The organism is Serratia sp. 14-2641, assembly GCF_001692375.1.
In the GTDB taxonomy this organism is placed as follows: domain Bacteria; phylum Pseudomonadota; class Gammaproteobacteria; order Enterobacterales; family Enterobacteriaceae; genus Chania; species Chania fonticola_C.
Genome location: NZ_LXKR01000021.1, coordinates 58,032 through 78,387 on the forward strand (window position 1 = coordinate 58,032; position 20,356 = coordinate 78,387).

Sequence of the window (20,356 nt, forward strand, 5' to 3'; positions counted from 1 at the left end):
CTGAGCATGATGAACTACAAGACCGGCCCGCAAAACGGGCCGTTTCCTCAAGATGAGCAGGCCGCTTCGCCTTCGCGCAGGCGGTTGTTGCAGGGTTTGGGCATGATGGGCGGTGCTCTGGCGTTGGCGGGGCCATCCCTGGCACGGGCTGCAGAAGAGCCGCTGGCTACCTCGCAGGACGAACGCTGGCAAAAACAACCGTTCTATGGCCAGCACCAAGCTGGTATTTTGACGCCACAGCAAGCGGCCATGATGCTGGTGGCTTTCGATGTGTTGGCGACCAACAAACAGGATCTTGAACGGTTATTTCGTCTGTTGACCAGCCGTATCGCGTTCCTCACCAGCGGCGGTAAGGCACCGGAGGTCGATCCCAAGCTGCCACCGTTGGATTCGGGCATCATGGGGCCGGAAATTTACCCTGATAACCTGACTATCACCGTTTCCGTTGGCACCTCGTTGTTTGATGAGCGCTTTGGCTTGCAGGCGCAGAAACCGCTGCACCTGCAAACCATGACGCGTTTCCCCAACGATTCACTTGATGCTGCCCTGTGTCATGGTGACTTGTTGCTGCAAATCTGTGCCAATACCAATGAAACGGTGATCCACGCGCTGCGCGATATCATCAAGCATTCGCCAGACTTGCTCAGCGTGCGCTGGAAGCGGGAAGGTTTTATCTCGGCACACTCGGCCCGCAGCCGGGGTAAAGAGACGCCGATTAACCTGCTGGGTTTCAAAGACGGCACCGCCAACCCAAAAACCAGCGATAAGCCGTTAATGGATCAGGTGGTGTGGGTCGGCGATAAGGTGGGGGAACCTGCGTGGGCCGTTGGCGGTAGCTATCAGGCCGCGCGTATCATTCGCTTCCACGTCGAATTTTGGGATCGGACTCCGTTGCAGGAGCAGCAAACCATCTTTGGCCGTGAAAAACACAGCGGCGCGCCGTTGGGGATGAAGCACGAGCATGACGAACCGGACTATGCCAAGGATCCGGAAGGTAAGCTGATCCGCATGGATGCCCATATTCGGCTGGCCAACCCTCGCACACCGCAAACCCAGAGCAGCCTGATGCTGCGCCGTGGCTACAGCTATTCGTTGGGCGTTTCCAATTCGGGGCAACTGGAGATGGGCCTGTTGTTTATCTGTTACCAGGCAGACTTGGAGCAGGGTTTCCTGACAGTGCAGAAACGGTTGAACGGTGAAGCGCTGGAGGAATACGTCAAGCCTATCGGCGGCGGCTATTTCTTTGTGTTACCGGGCGTCAAGACGAGTGGTGATTATTTGGCCAGCGGCTTGCTGCAGGTATGAACAGCTAAGTTTTTCAGCAAAACAGAGAAGCGCAGCGCAAAAGCTGCGCTTTTTTTATCTGCTCAATTTTTAATCCGGAAACCTAAATGTCATTCGCCGGGATTAATATCAATGCATTGATATTTAACATTAAAATAATTTAATGCCAAGTCGTTTTCGCTTTGATATAGTGGTGTTGCAGCGGGTTAAAACAAAAAATATTAAATTTTTTTACATTTTAGCAACGCGGCGCGGTTGAATGTCATTATACTGTAATCATCTGGCGGTAGTTTTCACACGGTGCACAGCTCAATGCTGTAAATATCACTGCGGGGATCGCTAATGGTAAAGTCCTTGGTTGGGCTACAAACAACAAATAACATACCTTCCCTGATTTCTCGTTGTAACGAGGGCTCTCTCTACGACTCTCAATTTCTGACCGACTCTTGGCTTTCCTTTCGCATTAATCCGGCTGACACACACTCTTGTTTTGTACCAACCTCGTTGTTCTGTGAAAAAGAGCCGCGCCTTTTGGCGGCTAGGTGTTCACGTCATTCAATGGCTTTAAAGGGGGCCACAACCTGATACGTGTGTAACATAATCGCTCGGTGTTAGCTGCCCTGCGGTAGGTGAAACAAACTGTAAGGTGCCACTATGGGAAGACAGAAAGCAGTGATCAAAGCACGTCGTGAAGCCAAACGCGTCATTCGTCGTGACGCTCGTAGTCATCGCCAGCGTGAAGAAGAAAGCGTGACCTCGCTGGTACAAATGGGTGGTGTGGAATCTATCGGCATGGCTCGTGACAGCCGGGATACTTCTACCATCGAGGCTAGAACCGAAGCTCAAGGTCATTACTTATCAGCCATAGAAAACAAGCTGTTGATATTTGCTACGGGTGAGGCCGGTTGTGGTAAAACCTTCATCAGTGCAGCCAAGGCAGCTGAAGCCCTGATACATAAAGAGGTGGATCGGATTATCGTCACTCGTCCGGTTCTGCAGGCGGATGAAGATCTTGGCTTTTTGCCGGGGGATATCTCTGAGAAGTTCGCCCCTTATTTCCGGCCGGTGTATGACATTCTGCTACGCCGTTTAGGATCGTCGTTCTTGCAATACTGCCTGCGCCCGGAAATTGGCAAGGTAGAGATCGCGCCTTTCGCCTATATGCGTGGGCGTACCTTCGAAAATGCGGTAGTCATCCTGGACGAGGCCCAGAACGTGACGGCCAGCCAGATGAAGATGTTTTTGACCCGTCTGGGCGAGAACGTCACGGTGATCGTGAACGGCGATATTACCCAGTGCGATTTGCCACGCGGCGTGAAATCCGGCCTTAGCGATGCGCTGGAGCGCTTCGAAGAGGACGAGATGGTCGGCATTATTCGTTTCGACAAACAGGACTGTGTGCGCTCTGCCTTGTGCCAACGCACGCTTAATGCTTACGATTAATTTGTCTGAAAGCTTGCAAAAGGCCACTTCGGTGGCCTTTTTTATGCCATGAATGACATGGAATATAATGTAAAACAATGAGTTAAATTCCACCGTAGGTGCCTGTAAGACCTTAAAAACGACTCAAGTGTGGACACTATGTGGATGCTCTATTCTTGACTGAGGTGTTTAGTGCTGCCGTTGATGAAGGTGGTTTAGCGGCGTACAACGTTGGGCAAGTTGGAGCACAGACGTGCTGCGTGATGTTCGGCTCGTGCTTGTTGTGCGTTGATTAGGCTCTTTTGAAGTTAAAAAGTGCCTTTGGCATGACTCGGAGTTCTGTCAATAACTGTGGGAAGGTTCAGCGAGAACCGAGACCAGATATGCAGGTAGCAACGCCTGAGTACGTCACGGTGGTGATGAAATTGATTGGGGGCGGGGATGTTAGTTGGAATGACCCAGACGTCACCAAGGTGCTCCTTAATGCGCTGAGTCTGACACATACTTTCTTATTCATTGGGTGTGGTGTTAATGATCCTGATATTAGGCTCCTTTTAGAAGACTCATTTTTTAAGCACGATGCAACTAAACCCCATTTCATGGTGACATCAGATAAAGGTATTCATAAAGAGATGAAACCGATTGTTGAGAACACTCTAAATTTAAATATTCTACAATATAAGAATTCTAAAGGGTCTCATGATGTGTTGACTAATAGTTTAAATCAGCTCGTACATTTAGTTGATGAGCATAGGCAAGGTATTAAGGAAACAATGAATTGGTAACTGATGAATGAGAGCACATGAATTTTCATGTGCTCTTTGATATTACTCTTTCGGGATGAAGGTAATGCTGGCGCGGGTTTTTCTGGGTCATACAACTGCATGAAAACCGACCCATGAAGCGGGCAGGCGTGGTGGGGATAGCATTGTGCGGAGAGTTAATTTTTTTAAAAAATAATTGTTTTTTCGCGTTGTGGCGGCGTTGGATTTGTGAAATTAAATCAGAGGTGGGGTAAAGGATCACGCATCGTGACGGGCGTCTGAGAGCGTTACAGAGTGGTATAGAAAAGCCGCCTAAATTGTATCAATTCAAACTAGATCTGACAGTTACCGCGTATAGAACCAACCTTATCTGACAGTCGGCTTTGAGCTGTGAGTTCAATGGGTCGAAGCAACGCTATCCTTAAACGAGGGGGACGTTGCCATGAAACGAAGAACGCGCATTTACTACACGCCAGAACAGAAAGCGATTATCTGGGATAGGTATAAGCAAGGTGATTCCCTGCATGATATCGCCAGAATGTTCGACAGATATCATTCTTCTATCATGCCCACTATCCACCAGACTGGTGGATACCGTCCCCCTGTCCGAAAGAGGCACCGGTTAGCGCTTTCGCTTGATGAGGAGATATCCAGAGGACTGGTAGAAAAACGCAGTATCAGGGACATTGCTTATAAATTATCAAGAGCCCCCTCAACGATTAGCCGCGAGATCAAGAGGCACGGTGGTGCAAAACAATACCGTGCAGCAAAAGCGGATACTGCTGCGTGGGAAAGTGCCCTGAGACCAAAACCTTGCAAGCTAATTGAAAGCCCCACATTGTGTAAAATCATTGCAGAGAAGATGCATCAGGACTGGTCGCCGGAACAAATCGCCGGTTGGCTGAAACGCTGTTATCCGGATAATCAGGAAATGCATGTGTCACACGAAACGATTTATAAAACGCTTTTTATACAAACCCGGGGAGCATTAAAAAAAGAACTGCAGCAATGCCTCAGAAGCGGAAGAGTAGTGCGTAGATCCAGAACGTCATCGCTAAAAGGGAAAGGATTAGGGTCAATCCCTGATGCGATACCTATCAGCGAAAGGCCACCTGAAGCCGCAGAAAGAGCTATACCAGGTCACTGGGAAGGTGACCTGATCCAGGGCTCGAAAAACTCCTATATCGTCACCCTCGTAGAACGCCATTCCCGCTTTGTTATGCTGGCCAAAATCAGGGACAACAAGACCATAACGGTCATATCTGCACTTATCAAACAAGCCCGGGAATTACCTGTTGAACTTTATAAAACATTAACATGGGATCGGGGCGCTGAAATGACCAGCCACACCCGGTTTACTGTAGCCACAGATATACAGGTTTACTTCTGTGATCCTCAATCCCCCTGGCAACGTGGCTCAAATGAAAACACGAACAGATTGCTCAGGCAGTATTTTCCAAAAGGAACTGACTTATCGGTTCACAGCCAGCAAAGACTAAACAGTGTTGCCAGGCAGCTCAACGAGAGGCCAAGAAAAACGTTAGACTATGAATCACCCGCTGAGCGTTTTAACCAATGTGTTGCATCCATCGGTTGAACTCACAGCGAGGAGCGGACATTGGCAATTAGTCCGCAACTATTGAATGTATTACTAACGACCCTTTTATCTTCAAAAAGATTCCAGAAGACATAAAAATTATTTGTTAATAGCACCAATAAGTATTAACTGAATAAAAAGCTTTAGAATATCATCTAAAGCTTATATTGCACTCTAACATTAATGCAGTACTTTATTTAAAGTTGCATTAAAATTCTTCAAGCTCTCAATGACTTGATCAAATATAAAATCTAAAGCATGGCTATAACCTGATGCCAAAGTTGCGCTATCAAAACCAAGACTAGCTAAATGTTCAATGGATTTATTGACTGCTTCATGAGCTTCAGCGTTCCTCAAGTCATTATTTATAAATAGAGCTGCTAACGTATGATTGGATGAATTATAATTTGCAAGTTCATTGGCATGTTTTAGCGCGGATTGATCTTCATTTTGTTCATTAATAACCTTTGTAAGGTTTAATATTCCTTGCAATAACTTTAGCGTTTGCAATCTTTCAATATCCTTAGCCTTTACACCCATAGCAATACTTAATTTCTTTAATGAACCAGTTTTAATCTTATTAATGATCTCGTTTATAGTCTTGCATCTAGCCAGGAAATCTTGCTCTTGCATATCGCTTGAGGCTACATGAGCAAGCTTTTGCAGTACAGGATAGTTTCTAATACCTTCATCATCAAGTTCATCTCTGTTGTATTCAAAAATATCAGAACTCGACAGGGGAACATCTAAAACTCTACCTAGAGTTACTAGGTTTTCATTAAGCTCAGCTAGTTCTCTAGCAAATCTAAAAGTCTTAGAAACAATATGCTCATCATCTAATGAATTAGCATCAATAAGGCTTTGGTCTTTCGCATAATCAAATACATGATATATTTCCTTTTCTGGAACTCCTCGGTAAAGCTCATAAAAAGGTATTTTCACTAAGTTTCTTCCGACTCTGACACAGTCTCTAAATGCCCATTGCCCGCCATAGCTAGGGTCTGCATGATAGTGATTACCATCAAAAAATGGAATGGCTTCGTATGTCTTATCTTTCTCATATTTAGTAAGAAAAGCATCATCAACATATACGTATTCGCCACTACGATAATCGGTAGCTTGTGACATTGTCATCGGTGACTTGTGACCGGGCCATACTAATGTGTTGACGTCTAATTCAAAGCAAAGCTCTGGCTGAACAGATTGAACAGTTCCCCATGCTTGAAGCAATATCCTATCTGTATGATCAACTATTTCAAATTCAATCCAAGGAAGTTTGATTCTAAAGTGATTAGAACCTGATAAGAGTTCGAGTACCTCTTTAGTTCGTTCGATATAGGCTTCGAAGAAGAAAACTTTTACTCCAACACAACCTTTCATCCATAAATATTTTCTGAGGTAATCATTCCTCATCGTCCATTTAACATCTTTGTTGCTTTTGAAATAATATTCGCTTGAGACATCGCCTTGTGCGACTCCATATGATGGCGAAGAAACCTCATCAAAAATTACTTTTTGTTCATCATCCCCTATGAGCCTTGGTTTCAATCCCAGTTTCATCCAGACATCTTCGGCCAAAAAAAAGGAGTAGTGAAGACTTGAACCCCAAGAAGCTACAATATACCCATAACCGGAGATAGATATATCTGTACCCCAAGCCCCACCTTTCTCTGTGCAGTCCAGCGTGGAAAATGTGACGACACCTTCACAGGATTCACGTAACACACTTAGATTTGCGACATCATCCTCGGGAACTACGGCCATGATCATATGAGTGTAATCATAATCATCTTGATATTTATTTCTTTCGTACCGATGGGTTACAGTAACATCTCGCTGGGGGTTAGAATTGTCTTCAACAAATAATAGATCCTTTAAACCCTGAGGTATTTGCTCAGCCGGTAAAGGAAGCTTTGATAAATAATCAAGCACTTAATAGCCCTCCGTGATAACCATGAGTATTTGCTAACACAGTAATCATATCCATTTTGGATGGTATGTGTCTAACCTACTTTTGTCCATAGAATCATTGCAGGGCTGTAAAATTTATAAAAGCAGAAACTACTATGTACCTGTTGCTGAGTAGCACAATTATTTTTCAAACCGTCCGCTCTTGGCACAGGGCTGCTGTTGCAGCCCTGACAACTTTAGACTTCAATCGATTCAGAGATCTCTAAAGCATCATCTACTTCAATGCCCAGATAACGGACCGTGCTTTCCAGTTTCTTATGGCCCAACAGAAGTTGGATCACCCGAAGATTCTTGGTTTTCTTGTAGATCAGGTAAGGTTTTGTTCTTCTCATGGAATGTGTGCTGTAAAGCGAATCTTCGAGACCAAGCTTTTCTACCCACCCATGAAAGATTCGGTTGTATTGTCGGGTTGATATGTGCTGGTTAGTTCCGACCCGAGACCGGAACAAGAAGTCTTTACTGTGCAAATTGCCAAGCTTTATCAATGCAGCCACAGCTTCTCTTGTCCCTTTGGTTATCTCAAATTGCACAGGGCTGCCGGTTTTCTGTTGCAACACCGTTGCTCTGCTTGAAACCGAGCTACCATATGCCACATCAGATACTTTGAGTTTGACCAGATCACAGCCTCGAAGCTTACTGTCCAGGGCCATATTGAACAGAGCTAAATCGCGCGTTTTACCTTCCAGTTCAAGCCGAATTCGGATCCCCCAGATATGAGATATCTGAAGTGGTCTTTTTTGGCCGATGATACGGTCTTTGTTCCACGGTGACGTGTTCATACTCAAATCTCCTGCAATGTGGGAGATTTGAGTATGGTTGTCCCTTATGAGCGAAGAGCGGAAATTCATATTATTATCACCGTTGGCGCATTACTAACATGATCCTGAGTTAATCAACGGGGTGCAGGTCATGAGTTCTTAGCCCTATCACTGCAAATGAAAATTTCTGCAATTGCAGAAATTAAACACTATAAGGAGATATGATACTTTATGGCTTAGAAGTAATAAACAACTTAACTTTAAATATATTACTCTTAAGGTTAAATTAATTTTTTTTATCTAGTGGGCTCCAATATATATATTTTCTTACTTTGTGATTATAAATTGCCATTTCGTTACCAATAGATCTAATAAATTTTTGATCAATGGAAAATGGCTCATGTAGGATTTCCCCAAAAAAAACATCTAAAACAGAAAGGCAACTTATATGGTCAATGTATCTTAACTTGGAAATAATATCTGAAATTGTATCAAACAAAATATCTCTAAAATGATGATAATCAGAGTTGATAAAGTTTTTATTAAATTTCCTTAGTTCAATGCAATCCATGTTCCAAATGGATTTCCCAAAGATGTATATAAAGAAATGTATAGAAGTTGGTCTCATCAAGCTTAAATGATGCTTACTTTCGATATTTGGATCATTTTTCATCAACCATTCATGTGCGCGTTCCAATTCTTTCATAATGTCGTATTCATTATGTTTTTCACCTTGGATTTTGCTTTTAAGTTGAACCGTTTCAAGTAAATTAAAACGCGCTATTAGTATACAACCTATGTTCCGAAATACGTGTTGCTCTTCAGGAGGAATATGCCCGGTTTTAATTACAATTTTAGCAAGAGTATCAGCGAGTGATAACCAGCGTTGATTGAATTCTCCCTCTGACAATCCTAGTTCAACTTCAACCAATTGAGGTATATCAGATGTATTGGATTTGCAATCTACAATCCAATTATTAAGGTTTTTTATTCTGCAATCATATCTCTCTAGTTTTTCTTCAAATTTTTTTCTGGCTAATAGTCCGTTAGAGTAAATATTTTTTAATACGGTTAGTTGTAACAAATCGAATAACTCTTGGTTTTTGTCAGTATAATGTATATTGTTACCAACAAGTAGTAATTTATCAAATCGTGAGATAAGGCAATCAAAATATAACTTTATAGAGTTTAAATCAGAGTAAGTATAAAAAAGCTGATATGCTTTATTTTGTAGTAGCTTAAAAAGTAAATCATAAGCAAATGGTATAATCATTATGCGACGAGACTCAGTATCATCGCCGTCCTTTTTTCCTTGGTCTAGCTCAAAATAAAACATTTTGATAATAGCACTATTCTCTCTTGCTTTATCTAATTCTAGCATGTTGAAATCCACAATATTATCCATGCTTGCTTTATTTGACAGTTCAGGTTCAATATATTGAATTAGATCTTTCCATCTGTTATTTATTGATGAGAGTTTGTAGGATAAAACCAATAGCTTATATAAACCTGACTTTGCTTGATCCTTAAGATGAGTAGCTTTTTCTATCTGAATAAGGCTTAATATTTTTTTTACTTCTCTGTCATAGTTATAAGAGTCTCTATTATTTGCTGTTTTACCATATTGATTATGAAGGTAGTCTACTAATGACTCAACATTTAGATCGGATGGGCTTAATGGTAGTGGATTTGAAGCTTCATAGCGACTAGGATAAAGTAACACTAGATATCGATCAAATGATGTATTACATAGAAGAATATCTTTCTCCAACTGGTCATCAAAATCTTGAATTCGAGCATCATAGAACGGTGGGTTTTGTCCTTCAATAAGATGATCGTAAAGCGATCGATATAGTGGAGAGTAGTATTCTGGAGCAGAAAAATGACTTGAATCATTTTTTTTCAAATATCTTTCTATACATTCATTTCTTAATTTTTCATTAATCTTTGATTTTTTCATAATCATATCCATTTAAAAATGGCTGTAGTTACCTACAGCCATCAATTACTACGCATTAAACGCCGGGCCTCGGCCACGATTTGCATTAATACGGCTATAAACCGATGCTTGGCTGAGGTTAAATTTCTTTGCAATTGCTGGCACGTTATGCCCTTTATCATAAAGGTACTGCATACAACGATCTTGTTCAACTCTTGTAAGACCTTCGATAAAAAGGGCCTCGAGAACATCATCATTCATTGTTCGAAACATTTCTTAGCTCCTGTTACGTTTGTGTGTCGAGATAATCTTACTTAACAGAAAAAAAAATCATATAGACAGCTTTTTCCGGAAAAAATTAATATTTAAAATCAATGAATTAACATGTGTTTCGTCACTCTAAGTTGAATTGCGGGATCTTAGTAACGTCCGTTAATGGCACAGAGCTGCCTGTCAGATTGGCTCTGTGTCGTACCCGTGTCAGGTCAAGTCGTGACTAATACACCTAAATTGGGGCTGTAGGGTTACTTGTCGTTGTTGTTGAAGGTGTATTTTTTAAACCGGATGACCTCAATCCCAAGCCAGTCATTAACCTCCTTGATGCGCTCCTGAAGCGGTGTCAGCTCGTTGCGCACAAAGACCTTTGCCGCTTTCTCTACGTCTCCAGTTGACCCGACGTTTTCCGGCTTGCCACCCATCAACTGATAGGGGGGGATACGGTGGGCGTGCTTCAGGTCAGCCGCGCTGACTTTTTGATGTTAAAGAAATCGTCTTTGGTGGCCACTTCACTGAGCAGCACGATTTTAATCCCGTCGTGCTTTCCGTTCGGCACATAGAAAAACAGGTTCTTGAAATTACCCAAACCCTTTGAGTTACTCATCGCTTCGCGCAGCGCATCGACGTCGTTGGTGCCCTTGGCCACATCAGTGACCTATATGATGCAATCAGTATGCGCAACCGCGGGTGTGTACTCTAGGTACTGGCTTGAATGCTGTGTTTAACGTAAATCAGTTAGCGGTTAGCTGCAATAGAGTGAGAGGTTTCAGTACCAGTGACGGCTAGCCAGTGGCCTGCGCGGGTTAGGTTGCGGTGTTTTTGATCTTGTAAGTTAAGTCAAATAAGCAATAAATATTAAGCATTAATGATTGCAAGTTTATTTATTTAATCAATAACCTAGTTATATCACGCTAATTTTATTTAGTTGGTTGATTTTAATAGGGTTTTGCCAATTAAGTATGGGGGGCGAGTTTTAGTGTATGGACATAATTATTAATATATAGTAATACTGATATTAATAAGGGACCTGACAGGAGTTAGGGATATGACAACCAGGGCAGACATAGAAAAAGGCCGATTAATCTACACCGAGCATCTTGGGTGGATTGATAAAGGGCATGCTAAAGGGGATGATGCCAGAGCATTATGGGGGCAGTTGCTTAGTGAGCCACACAATCCCTTGCTAAAGAATTATTTTTTGGTTAATTACTCCCAGGCCATGGGGAAAGCATTTGCTGGTGTCAGTATTCGCACTGGCGTTCGGGCACAATGGAAAGTCAAGAAGGGATTGTCGATAGAAACCAAACGATCCATAGCACTTTCAATAATGTTTTATGTTTCGCTAAAATTTGAAGGGCTGCAATCGAACGCTTTGTTTTCCCGCGTGACGGACAGTGGTTTTAGCTGTGAGGATCTGGTATCAAACCTTTTGGGATTTTACTCCGTAGTTCTTCCCCGTAACTACATGGCACTCATTAGGCCAAAGCCAAAGGAATATGCACAGAAAATATGGGACTATTATGGCCCTGTTGGTCGGTATAAAAATAATGAGTTAAAAGCGATTGTTTTCCCCGATCCTGAAAGATTTCCCAATAATGCATACCCTTATAAAAAAGGGCTCCCATCTTATCTGTCGTCTATCAAGCCATTCTCCTCCTATGAGAGTGATTTAGTAATAAATACGCTTGATGCTAACGTATTCTTAGGTGTGCGCTAATTGAAAACAATGATGGCTTTTATTATAGCGGTGTTTTTTGTTATTTTTTATTTGGTGTGGTTATGGACTATGCCTAATGTTACTTACACTGATAAAGAATTCTTAAAATACTATCTTCTGACGTATGCGGAGATAAGAAATGCCCCGAGGCTATCAGAGGATTATTACTTTGAGTATGGGCCCAGTGATGAGTCCGATCCTCAGACTAGCATCATGTATACCTGTGGGCTAAGCAATGTCGATGAGAGCTATGGGAAGTTACTTTCATATATAAAAAGTACGGGAAAGGATCTAAGTGCTGGATATTCATGGGGGAATCATCCGAAACGTGGTGATGAGTATTTTTTTCTGAGCGAGACGAGTCTCCGAGGTGGTGAGAAGTGCTTAATGTTATCCTTCTCTAAGGAAATAAATTGATGAGTGACTCCGGGTAAGGAGTATTGCAACATTCAACTTTAAGGGAATAATTATGGCAAATCTGATTTATTTGACAGCAAAAGGGCGTACGCAGGGTTTGATTTCCGCTGGTTGCTCGACATATGCCTCGATAGGGAATAGGTATCAAGTCGGGCATGAAGATGAAATTCCTATCTTTTCCTTTGATCATGATCTTACACGCGAACAGCATGTAAACCATCAGCCTATCGATTTTGTCAAAGCGATTGATAAGTCATCGCCTCTGTTTGGAATCGCAATAACTAATAATGAGTTGCTGACGCTTCGTTTTGATTTTTATCGCACAGCGGCAGATGGCACTTTAGAACTGTATTACTCCATAGAAATCACGGGTGCGACAATCGTTGGTTTTTCTAGCCATTATCCAAATTCGCTAACCCATAATGATGCTCAACCCTATGAGTCGGTGTCGGTAAAGTATCAAAGTGTTACTTGGAAGCACCATGCAGCAGGCACCTCAGGTTATAGCATCTGGGCAGACAATGTTTATTGAGAGTGCCATCTGAACCATGACTCGATCAGTTTGCGAAAGTGGCATGATGATGACAGTGAAGCCAGAGGTACTGGCCTGCGGTGAAGGCTGAGTAATTTGCGAGACAAAGGGGGGGATTGGCTACGGCGATCGTCCCGTCACTCTAACCTTCAGCCAAAGGCTTGCCATGCCACCATTAGCGTATCGTCCGCCAGTGTGGATTTTTACCGTTTAGGGGCGTGTAATCGATAGCGAATAAAATGAACGCCGTCATATTCAATGTCACCATCAAACTGAAATCCCAGCCGAAATATTGCTTTAATTTTCAATCGTGTTGGGGGCAGCAGGATTGTGATTGACTTGAACCCCATCTCACTGAAAGCATAAGATAAAATTTTGTCATAGATTTTTTTTCCGAGCCCCCAATGATCAGGGTGGAGCACTAAAGCCAAGTCAGCATCTCCGTTTTCGTATTGCAGGCCTCCCCAACCGACAAACTTGTCGCTTACTGTAAAAGCCCAAGGCCCATATCCGTATTCATCCCATTGGGATTCTTTGCTTGTTACCCATTCCAGACATTCAGCATCGCCAAAACTCGAATCACCCAAGGGCATCTGGCGTAAAACCATTGGGTTAGTGTTGAGGGCAATAATTTCGCTTCGATCGATATCGCTAAGGCGTTTAAATACAATATCCATTACTAACTCTTTGTATATGTGGTAGAAACTATGGTGTGCTGGTGGGCAACAGTAAATGGGATGATACCAATAAAGCTGCGCCATTGCGGCCAATTTGAGTACAATAAATCGCAGGATCACTAAGGAATACTATTATGGACGATATTCAGCGCTGGCGGTCCAGCGTAGGGAAAACGTGGTTACTGGGCGCGATGCTGCTGGTGGGGAGTTTTACTGCCTCGGTAAATGCCACGACCCCAGAGAACTACCATCAGGTCTCTCCAGAACTCTACCGCTCCTCTCAGCCCTCCGCTGCCCAGATGCAAACGCTCGAGCAGCAGGGCATCAAAACCGTACTCAGTTTACGCCAGTGGCACGACGACGACAGTGAAGCGAGAGGCACAGGCTTGCTTCTGCGCCGGGTAGCGATCAATGCCGCCGTAATTAATGACGAGATCGTGGTGACGGCGCTCAGAGAAATTCGTTTTGCCCTGAAACCTGTGTTGGTTCACTGCTGGCACGGCAGCGATCGTACCGGGCTAGTGGTGGCAATGTATCGCCTGGTATTTGAAAATGCGGATAAGCCTGCGGTGCTGGCCGAATTGAGAAAGCCGGAGCATGGCTATCATGAAAAATATTATGCCGGGATTGCGCGCTATATTGGTGATGTCGATGTCAGCAAGATACGGCAGCGGGTTTTTGCCGATAACCTTGGCAAGGGGAAGTGATTTGCTAGAAAAGGGGGGGATTGGCTATGGCGACCGTCCCCTCACCCTAACCCTCTCCCACAGGGAGAGGGGACTGGCCGTGCTACCAATTGGCCTCTTTATCGGTTTACAACACCGTATCGATTTCCTTCGTAAATAAGCTGCAGATGGCTTCCTATAACTAAATACAAGACCGTATCAATTCCTCTCCCAAAGGGAGAGGGGGACCTACCGTGCCACGGATTAGCTCCTGCCTCCCACCTCCGCACTCGCTTAACGCCCCACGTTCTGACCAGTCAAAATGCCAAAACACAGCACCGTTGCAGCTCCCTCGCCCTGCGGGAGAGAGTTGGGGTGAGGGGGGACCCGATTGCCTGACCGACAATCCTGCATCTCTCCCCGTATATTCATTTACTCCACCCAATCCGACTCTGCTAAATCGTTAGCTCCCTCCCTAGCGTAAATCCCATTCTCGTTTAAGCTTTGTGTAAATTTTTGCGGCTTTTTGTATAGAATTTTGGTTTCAATAACGTTAATTATTGGTGTCTTGCGGCCGTTAAACCGATCTTAACGGAGCTAGGGAAATCGTTGGGTTGTGTGCCGTGCTTGGCATACTGATGGTCGTATTTTGGGGTTCTGAAGTCATCATGAAATATATCATTCTGATCTTATTGATTTTGTGCGTTATTTACATTCATTTTCGTGGCCGTGTTCGCTATCCTTTCTGGCGTCAGCTTTCCGACCATTCCACCTTTACCGCGCCGCTGAACGTGTTTATGTACCTGTTCTCACGGGTGCCGACCACGCCTTACCTGCAACCGGAGCAGTTCCCCGATCTCATTATCCTGCGTGACAACTGGCAGACCATTCGGGAAGAAGGGAAGCAATTGATGGAGATCCAGCAAATCAAAGCGTCGGACAAGTTTAACGACGCCGGATTCAACTCCTTCTTCAAAACCGGCTGGAAGCGCTTTTACCTGAAGTGGTATGAGGATAACCATCCTTCGGCAATGGCGTTATGCCCGCAAACCACTGCGCTGTTACGCAGCCTGCCTTCGGTGAAGGCCGCGATGTTTGCCGAATTACCCCATGGCAGCCGCTTGCCACGCCACCGCGACCCTTATGCCGGTTCACTGCGCTATCACCTGGGGTTGATCACCCCAAATGACGACCGCTGCTTTATCGAAGTGGATGGCGAACGTTACAGTTGGCGTGACGGCGAAGGGGTGATGTTCGATGAAACCTATCTGCACTATGCCGAAAATCAGAGCGGGGAAAACCGTTTGATCCTGTTTTGCGACATCGAACGGTCAATGCGTTACCGTTGGGCTCAGGCGGTGAATCACTGGTTGGGGCGTAATTTGATGAGTGCTGCGACAGCACCGAATGAAGAGGGCGATCGTACCGGCGGCGTTAATCGGCTGTTCAAATATATCTATGCCGTGCGTAAGGTTGGCAAGCGATTAAAAGCCTGGAACAAGACGGGCTATTACATTATCAAATGGCTGCTGTTTGGCGGGATCGCCGCACTGATTTTCTTCGCATTTTAAATAGAACGGGGCGCAAATAATGCGCCCCGCTGATGTTTCGTAACCAACCGGTATCAGGCAAATATCGTCATCATATAAGCGGCAAACAGCGCCAGGTGCGCGGTGCCGTTCAACACGTTGGTTCTGCCGGTAGAGAACGAGATATGGCACAATATCAACACCGTCAGCATTACGACCATATGCGGTGGCTGCAGGCCGAAGATTAGCGTCTGGCCAGTCAGGGTGGCAATAATCGTTACCGCTGGCACGGTCAGTGAAATGGTGGCCAGCACCGAGCCGAAGAACAGGTTCATGGCGCGCTGCACCTGATTGTTCAACACCGCTCGCAGAGCGCCCAACCCTTCCGGGGACAGGATCAGCAATGCAACCAGGAAACCGGTGAACTGGGTTGGTGCGTTCAGCTTGGTGAGCAAGCCCTCCAGCGGGTTGGCGTTGAATTTGGTTACGGCAATTACCGCGACCAGATGCACGATCAACCAGGCGGCATGCCACAGGCTGCTGTGGGATGAGGGTTTACCGTGGTGCGGGTCGCCATCGTCATCTTCATGTTCATAAACAAACAGGCTCTGGTGGGTCTTGGTCTGGATCAGCAGAAACACGCCGTACATTGCCGCTGAGATGGCCGCAACCAGCAGTGACTGGCCCACGCTGAAGTTGCCCCCAGGCAAGGCGCTTGGCAACACCAGCACGATGACCGCCAGTGGGAGGATCGCCATCAGGTACTGTTTGATACCGCCCAGGTTAACGTACTGGGTAGCAAACTTGCGCCCGCCGAGCAGCAGGGCAACCCCAACCAGTCCGGCAGTCACAATCATGATGATTGAATACAGTGTGTCACGCATCAGGGCCGGGGCCGCGTCGCCGGTTGCCATCAGGGCAGAAATCAGGCTCACTTCCAGGATCACTACTGAAAGGCTGAGGATCAGCGATCCGTAGGGTTCACCCAAGCGGTGGGCCAGTACGTCTGCATGGCGTACCACGCTGAAAGCACTGCTGAGGATACCGACCAGGGCAATAATGTTGATGGCTACGATCAGTGGGAAACTACTGGTACCGCTCCACAAGTTGAGCACAACCAGCGCGGCGATAGGGAAAATCAGGGAATACTCTGTGTGGCGAGATTTGGATCGGCCAGGATCGTTGTGCGACTTCATTACGGTACATCTCCTTCTCAAACTGCGTGGCCCGTCATCGCTGTTCACCTGCAGTTAGGGTCAGCGTATCCAGAAAGTTGTTAATAATAATAGGATACACTCTGCGCATGACGCTGAGTAATAATGTGATGTTGTGTTTAGTTTTTAGAAAGCAAAACTATGCTTTATGCGATAAGAGTAACAAAAAAACCGCATTTGATGCGGTTTTTTTTACTTACTTTTACGTTAAACACCAGACATTACTTGTTAAACGCCTATAAATGGGGCTTAACCGGCATTTTCAACGGAAAATAAGGCAGATAATGGCGATCAGGAGTCAATGTTATCCATGATATCGTGCCTTTTCTGGTGGTAACCCTCCTCATTTAACCCTTCACGCCAGTAAGGCACCGCATAAAGCTGATTACGCTCACATTGGCACTCCCGACGTAGGTAACGACGCAATTCGACCACCAGGCGATCCTCACCTGCCAGCCAGAACTGGGTGCCGCTTTGTGGCAGCGGCAAGGCGCAGAATTGCGTGATGAGATCGGCCGTTTTCTCCGTGCCACCAATGATCCAGCTTAGCTCAACACCGGCAGGTTTTTGCAGATCGATAACGTCCGCAGGGGTATCGACACGGATAAAAGCGTGGCCTTCGCTACGTGCAGGCAGGTTTTCCAGCAGTGCGGCGATGGCCGGTAACGATGAAGGATCGCCTGCTAGGCAGTAAAAGTCGGCTTCTGGCAACATTGGCTTGGGGCCGCCAGGGTTGCTGATACCAATTTTATCCCCCGGCTTGGCCTGACGTGCAAAGTTCACCGCTGGCCCGCTGTGGTCGTGCAGGGCAAACTCAATATCAATCTCACCCTGTTGCGGGCGAACGGCTCGAATAGAGTAGGTGCGAATGAGTGGACGTACGGCATCGGCGGCCCACACCGGGCCCTTCTCGGTGAGCGTGGGCAGGTCTGGCTGCGTTTGGCCTGCGAGCGGTAAGAACACCTTGATATGTGCGGCGGCGGCTTCAGCAGGGTAAAAACGCAGGTCTGGCGCGCTGAAGGTGATACGGCGCAGGTGCGGCGTGATGTCGCGTAAACGGGCAACTTCGATCAAATAGGGGGCGCGGCTGCGTGGGGTTTCGGTTGTCACAGGACTCTCCTTTATCATTCTGCGGCTAGTATATCACGCCATTTGATAATGAGAATTGTTTGCTGGTTGGTGTGGCGCATCAGGTCAAGCGGCGTGATCCGCCCGGATTGTATTTTTTTGCGGTTAAAACGCTGAGCTCTGTTAACAAAACGCAGGGGAAGAGTAAAGTTTTACGTCTATAATTATTATTGCTTCTGGGTACAAATACTTTTTCACATTAAATATGCTTGGAAACTTGATTGAAAGGTCAGAAAAGAATATGGTCATTTATACCCGTCGTCTTTCAAGTTGCAGCGTTGTTATCTGCACTTACCCACCCCAGTCACTTACCCAAAAGTAAGCTCCTGGGGATGAGTAAGCTTGTTGCCTAGCTGCAACTTGAAATCCATAGGGTATATATTTTTTGCTGGGCGGTGGAAATAAACCCGCCCCGAATCCCAAAAAAGAAATTGCATACACAGTGGCGAAGGGTTTAGGGCAATCCTATTCCCAGGAGGTTGTATTAGGTGTTAACTCGAGATTTTCTGCAAAAAGCAGACTGCAAAACGGCATTCGGCACGATCGAAGAGTCGCTGTTGCTGACACCGGAACAGCGCTCGGCCTCACTGACATGTACGCTCTCCAGACGGCCGGATAATAGCCCGGTATGGGTTTTCGGCTATGGTTCACTGATGTGGAACCCGGTATTTGAATCCGAAGAGGTGCGCCCGGCGACGCTGCAAGGCTGGCATCGGGCATTTTGCCTGCGTTTGACCGCCGGGCGTGGCACGCTACATCAACCAGGGCGCATGCTTGCTCTGCAGGAAGGGGGGCAAACCACCGGTCTGGCTTTCCGCTTGCCGGAAGATAAGCTGCGTGAAGAGCTGGAACTACTGTGGAAGCGTGAGATGATCACCGGTTGTTATCTGCCAACCTGGTGTGAGCTGACGCTGGACGACGGCAGCGTCGTTACCGCCTTGGTGTTTGTGATGAACCCGCAGCATCCGCTATTTGAAGCGGATACCAGCCATCAGGTGATCGCTCCGCTGATCGCCAGCGCCAGCGGCCCGTTGGGCACCAATGCGCAGTATCTGTTTGCCTTGGACAACGAGCTGAAAAATCACGGCATGAAGGATGACTGCATCGGCGATCTGGTCGGCTATGTCCGTCAGTGGCTGCAACAAAACACCTCAGGGCCAATAGGTGGCGAAGCCACGGCCTGACCCTCAGTTACCGCCGGGGCGTCGTATTGCGCGCCCCAAAGGCTTCAACAACTCTCGCGTTGATATATCTTATCCCTCTAGGTAATAACTTTTTGCTGCATAAGTTATTTAACCATAATAACAAGGCGGTTATTTATCTTGTTAATTTTAAAGCCATTTATAATTTTAAGAAAAGCAGCGATGAATTTTTAATGATAAAAAATGCACTTAGCATGAAAAGCTATAAGTAAAGATTATTCCTTATTTGTTCTGTCTGCGCAGACTCCGTATCAATATTGTTAACGGTTTTGGGGAGAGAAGGAGACGGAATGAATTTTCAGCAATTAAAAATCATTCGTGAGTCAGCGCGTTGCAACTACAACCTGACTGACGTCGCGAATGCGTTATTTACCTCACAGTCTGGGGTTAGCCGTCATATTCGTGAGCTGGAAGAAGAGCTGGGGATAGAGATATTTATCCGCCGTGGCAAACGGTTATTAGGCATGACTGAACCAGGCAAAGAGCTGTTGGTGGTCGCGGAGCGTATCCTCAATGATGCCAATAATATCCGCCGTCTGGCCGATGTGTTCAGCAGTAAAGATGCGGGGCAACTCCATATTGCCACTACACATACCCAGGCCCGCTACAGCCTACCGGGGGTGATTAAGGAGTTTCGGGCGCTGTATCCGCAGGTGCGCGTGGTGCTTAATCAGGGGAGCCCGGAGGAGATTGCCGCCATGCTGGCCTGCGGCGAAGCGGATATCGGTATCGCCAGTGAACGCCTGATGAGCGAAGAGTCGTTGGCTGCTTTTCCCTATTACCGCTGGAACCATGCGATCCTGGTTCCGGAAGGCCACGAGTTGACACGCCAGCCGCTGGTCACGTTGGAAATGCTCAGTACGTTACCATTGATTACCTACCGCCAGGGGATCACCGGGCGCTCACGGCTGGATGCGGCATTTAAAGCTGCGGGGCTGACGCCGGATATCGCGCTAAGCGCCCAGGATTCTGACGTTATCAAAACCTATGTTGAGTTGGGGCTGGGTGTGGGCATTCTGGCAGATATGTCGTTTGAAAAAGAGCGCGATCGTGGGTTGGTGAGCCTCAATGCCGAACATTTGTTTGAGCCTAATACCGTCTGGTTGGGCCTGAAACGCGGTCAGTTACAACGTAACTATACCTGGCAGTTTATCCAGCTATGTAATCCCACTTTGTCGCTCACGGAAATTAAAGAGAAAGTGTTCTCCGATCAGTTGGAACCGGTTATCGACTATCAGATCTGAGGCTGTAATGCGCTGGAATG

Annotated in this window: 17 protein-coding genes and 1 pseudogene; 10 read left to right on the forward strand and 8 right to left on the reverse strand. The window is 45.9% G+C overall.

The annotated features are described in order from the left end of the window. Positions 1-9: 9 nt before the first annotated feature. From efeB to A6U95_RS09045, 4 genes are all read left to right on the forward strand, one after another. Positions 10-1,305: an iron uptake transporter deferrochelatase/peroxidase subunit gene (gene efeB / locus A6U95_RS09030; protein ID WP_065684223.1), complete on the forward strand. Its 1,296-nt coding sequence runs from the start codon at positions 10-12 to the stop codon at positions 1,303-1,305. A 633-nt stretch (positions 1,306-1,938) separates the two neighbouring features. Then, positions 1,939-2,727 carry a phosphate starvation-inducible protein PhoH gene (phoH, locus tag A6U95_RS09035; protein ID WP_021180979.1) on the forward strand — a complete coding sequence of 263 codons (789 nt, stop codon included), beginning with the start codon at positions 1,939-1,941 and terminating at the stop codon, positions 2,725-2,727. A 362-nt stretch (positions 2,728-3,089) separates the two neighbouring features. Further along, the gene (locus A6U95_RS09040) at positions 3,090-3,491 is read left to right on the forward strand and encodes an SIR2 family protein (protein ID WP_065684224.1); all 402 of its coding nucleotides are present in this window, start codon (positions 3,090-3,092) and stop codon (positions 3,489-3,491) included. 421 nt (positions 3,492-3,912) lie between these two features. Continuing rightward, positions 3,913-5,067: an IS30 family transposase gene (locus A6U95_RS09045; RefSeq protein WP_065684225.1), complete on the forward strand. Its 1,155-nt coding sequence runs from the start codon at positions 3,913-3,915 to the stop codon at positions 5,065-5,067. A gap of 180 nt (positions 5,068-5,247) precedes the next feature. Here A6U95_RS09045 and A6U95_RS09050 read toward each other — a convergent pair whose 3' ends face one another. From A6U95_RS09050 to A6U95_RS09070, 5 genes and pseudogenes are all read right to left on the reverse strand, one after another. Then, complete coding sequence (locus A6U95_RS09050; protein WP_065684226.1) at positions 5,248-6,999, reverse strand: hypothetical protein; 1,752 nt, start codon at positions 6,997-6,999, stop codon at positions 5,248-5,250. Positions 7,000-7,214: 215 nt separating this feature from the next. Further along, positions 7,215-7,817, reverse strand: coding sequence for a site-specific integrase (locus tag A6U95_RS09055; protein WP_065684227.1), 603 nt, complete (start codon positions 7,815-7,817; stop codon positions 7,215-7,217). Between the two features lie 265 nt (positions 7,818-8,082). Beyond that, the gene (locus A6U95_RS09060; protein ID WP_139102348.1) at positions 8,083-9,756 is read right to left on the reverse strand and encodes a hypothetical protein; all 1,674 of its coding nucleotides are present in this window, start codon (positions 9,754-9,756) and stop codon (positions 8,083-8,085) included. A 48-nt stretch (positions 9,757-9,804) separates the two neighbouring features. Then, on the reverse strand, positions 9,805-10,008 hold the full coding sequence (locus A6U95_RS09065) for a helix-turn-helix domain-containing protein (protein ID WP_065684229.1): 204 nt from the start codon (positions 10,006-10,008) through the stop codon (positions 9,805-9,807). A gap of 251 nt (positions 10,009-10,259) precedes the next feature. After that, positions 10,260-10,675, reverse strand: a pseudogene (locus A6U95_RS09070) (Presumed portal vertex protein); the annotation flags it as partial. Positions 10,676-11,056: 381 nt separating this feature from the next. Here A6U95_RS09070 and A6U95_RS09075 point away from each other — a divergent pair. Beyond that, positions 11,057-11,728, forward strand: a complete 672-nt coding sequence (locus A6U95_RS09075) for a hypothetical protein (protein ID WP_065684230.1) — start codon at positions 11,057-11,059, stop codon at positions 11,726-11,728. A gap of 469 nt (positions 11,729-12,197) precedes the next feature. After that, positions 12,198-12,677: an Hcp family type VI secretion system effector gene (locus A6U95_RS09085; protein ID WP_065684232.1), complete on the forward strand. Its 480-nt coding sequence runs from the start codon at positions 12,198-12,200 to the stop codon at positions 12,675-12,677. 203 nt (positions 12,678-12,880) lie between these two features. Here A6U95_RS09085 and A6U95_RS09090 read toward each other — a convergent pair whose 3' ends face one another. Further along, on the reverse strand, positions 12,881-13,354 hold the full coding sequence (locus A6U95_RS09090) for a GNAT family N-acetyltransferase (protein ID WP_065684233.1): 474 nt from the start codon (positions 13,352-13,354) through the stop codon (positions 12,881-12,883). A gap of 134 nt (positions 13,355-13,488) precedes the next feature. Between A6U95_RS09090 and A6U95_RS09095 the strand changes: the two genes are divergently transcribed. Together A6U95_RS09095 and lpxO are read left to right on the forward strand one after the other, a co-directional pair. Continuing rightward, on the forward strand, positions 13,489-14,061 hold the full coding sequence (locus A6U95_RS09095; RefSeq protein WP_065684234.1) for a tyrosine-protein phosphatase: 573 nt from the start codon (positions 13,489-13,491) through the stop codon (positions 14,059-14,061). A 626-nt stretch (positions 14,062-14,687) separates the two neighbouring features. Then, the gene (gene lpxO, locus A6U95_RS09100; protein WP_065684265.1) at positions 14,688-15,590 is read left to right on the forward strand and encodes a lipid A hydroxylase LpxO; all 903 of its coding nucleotides are present in this window, start codon (positions 14,688-14,690) and stop codon (positions 15,588-15,590) included. A 53-nt stretch (positions 15,591-15,643) separates the two neighbouring features. On the opposite strand, the gene chaA is transcribed toward lpxO, so the two are convergent. Beyond that, positions 15,644-16,744 carry a sodium-potassium/proton antiporter ChaA gene (gene chaA, locus A6U95_RS09105; RefSeq protein ID WP_024529765.1) on the reverse strand — a complete coding sequence of 367 codons (1,101 nt, stop codon included), beginning with the start codon at positions 16,742-16,744 and terminating at the stop codon, positions 15,644-15,646. A 309-nt stretch (positions 16,745-17,053) separates the two neighbouring features. Next, a complete protein-coding gene (locus A6U95_RS09110; RefSeq protein WP_065684235.1) occupies positions 17,054-17,872 on the reverse strand; it encodes a siderophore-interacting protein in 819 nt (272 codons plus the stop codon). A 506-nt stretch (positions 17,873-18,378) separates the two neighbouring features. Between A6U95_RS09110 and A6U95_RS09115 the strand changes: the two genes are divergently transcribed. Then, positions 18,379-19,074, forward strand: a complete 696-nt coding sequence (locus A6U95_RS09115; protein WP_024529763.1) for a gamma-glutamylcyclotransferase — start codon at positions 18,379-18,381, stop codon at positions 19,072-19,074. Positions 19,075-19,382: 308 nt separating this feature from the next. Then, positions 19,383-20,336 (forward strand): HTH-type transcriptional regulator Cbl, encoded by a 954-nt coding sequence (cbl, locus tag A6U95_RS09120; protein ID WP_065684236.1) that lies wholly within the window; start codon positions 19,383-19,385, stop codon positions 20,334-20,336. The last annotated feature ends 20 nt before the right edge of the window (positions 20,337-20,356 follow it).

Excerpts from the sequence above, each read along its gene's own strand:
- A6U95_RS09075 (WP_065684230.1), top strand. The coding sequence starts at position 11,057 with ATGACAACCAGGGCAGACATAGAAAAAGGCCGATTAATCTACACCGAG.
- A6U95_RS09040 (WP_065684224.1), top strand. The coding sequence starts at position 3,090 with ATGCAGGTAGCAACGCCTGAGTACGTCACGGTGGTGATGAAATTGATT.
- A6U95_RS09045 (WP_065684225.1), top strand. The coding sequence starts at position 3,913 with ATGAAACGAAGAACGCGCATTTACTACACGCCAGAACAGAAAGCGATT.
- cbl (WP_065684236.1), top strand. The coding sequence starts at position 19,383 with ATGAATTTTCAGCAATTAAAAATCATTCGTGAGTCAGCGCGTTGCAAC.
- A6U95_RS09095 (WP_065684234.1), top strand. The coding sequence starts at position 13,489 with ATGGACGATATTCAGCGCTGGCGGTCCAGCGTAGGGAAAACGTGGTTA.
- chaA (WP_024529765.1), bottom strand. The coding sequence starts at position 16,744 with ATGAAGTCGCACAACGATCCTGGCCGATCCAAATCTCGCCACACAGAG.
- efeB (WP_065684223.1), top strand. The coding sequence starts at position 10 with ATGAACTACAAGACCGGCCCGCAAAACGGGCCGTTTCCTCAAGATGAG.
- A6U95_RS09090 (WP_065684233.1), bottom strand. The coding sequence starts at position 13,354 with ATGGATATTGTATTTAAACGCCTTAGCGATATCGATCGAAGCGAAATT.
- phoH (WP_021180979.1), top strand. The coding sequence starts at position 1,939 with ATGGGAAGACAGAAAGCAGTGATCAAAGCACGTCGTGAAGCCAAACGC.
- A6U95_RS09055 (WP_065684227.1), bottom strand. The coding sequence starts at position 7,817 with ATGAACACGTCACCGTGGAACAAAGACCGTATCATCGGCCAAAAAAGA.
- A6U95_RS09085 (WP_065684232.1), top strand. The coding sequence starts at position 12,198 with ATGGCAAATCTGATTTATTTGACAGCAAAAGGGCGTACGCAGGGTTTG.
- A6U95_RS09065 (WP_065684229.1), bottom strand. The coding sequence starts at position 10,008 with ATGTTTCGAACAATGAATGATGATGTTCTCGAGGCCCTTTTTATCGAA.
- A6U95_RS09060 (WP_139102348.1), bottom strand. The coding sequence starts at position 9,756 with ATGAAAAAATCAAAGATTAATGAAAAATTAAGAAATGAATGTATAGAA.
- lpxO (WP_065684265.1), top strand. The coding sequence starts at position 14,688 with ATGAAATATATCATTCTGATCTTATTGATTTTGTGCGTTATTTACATT.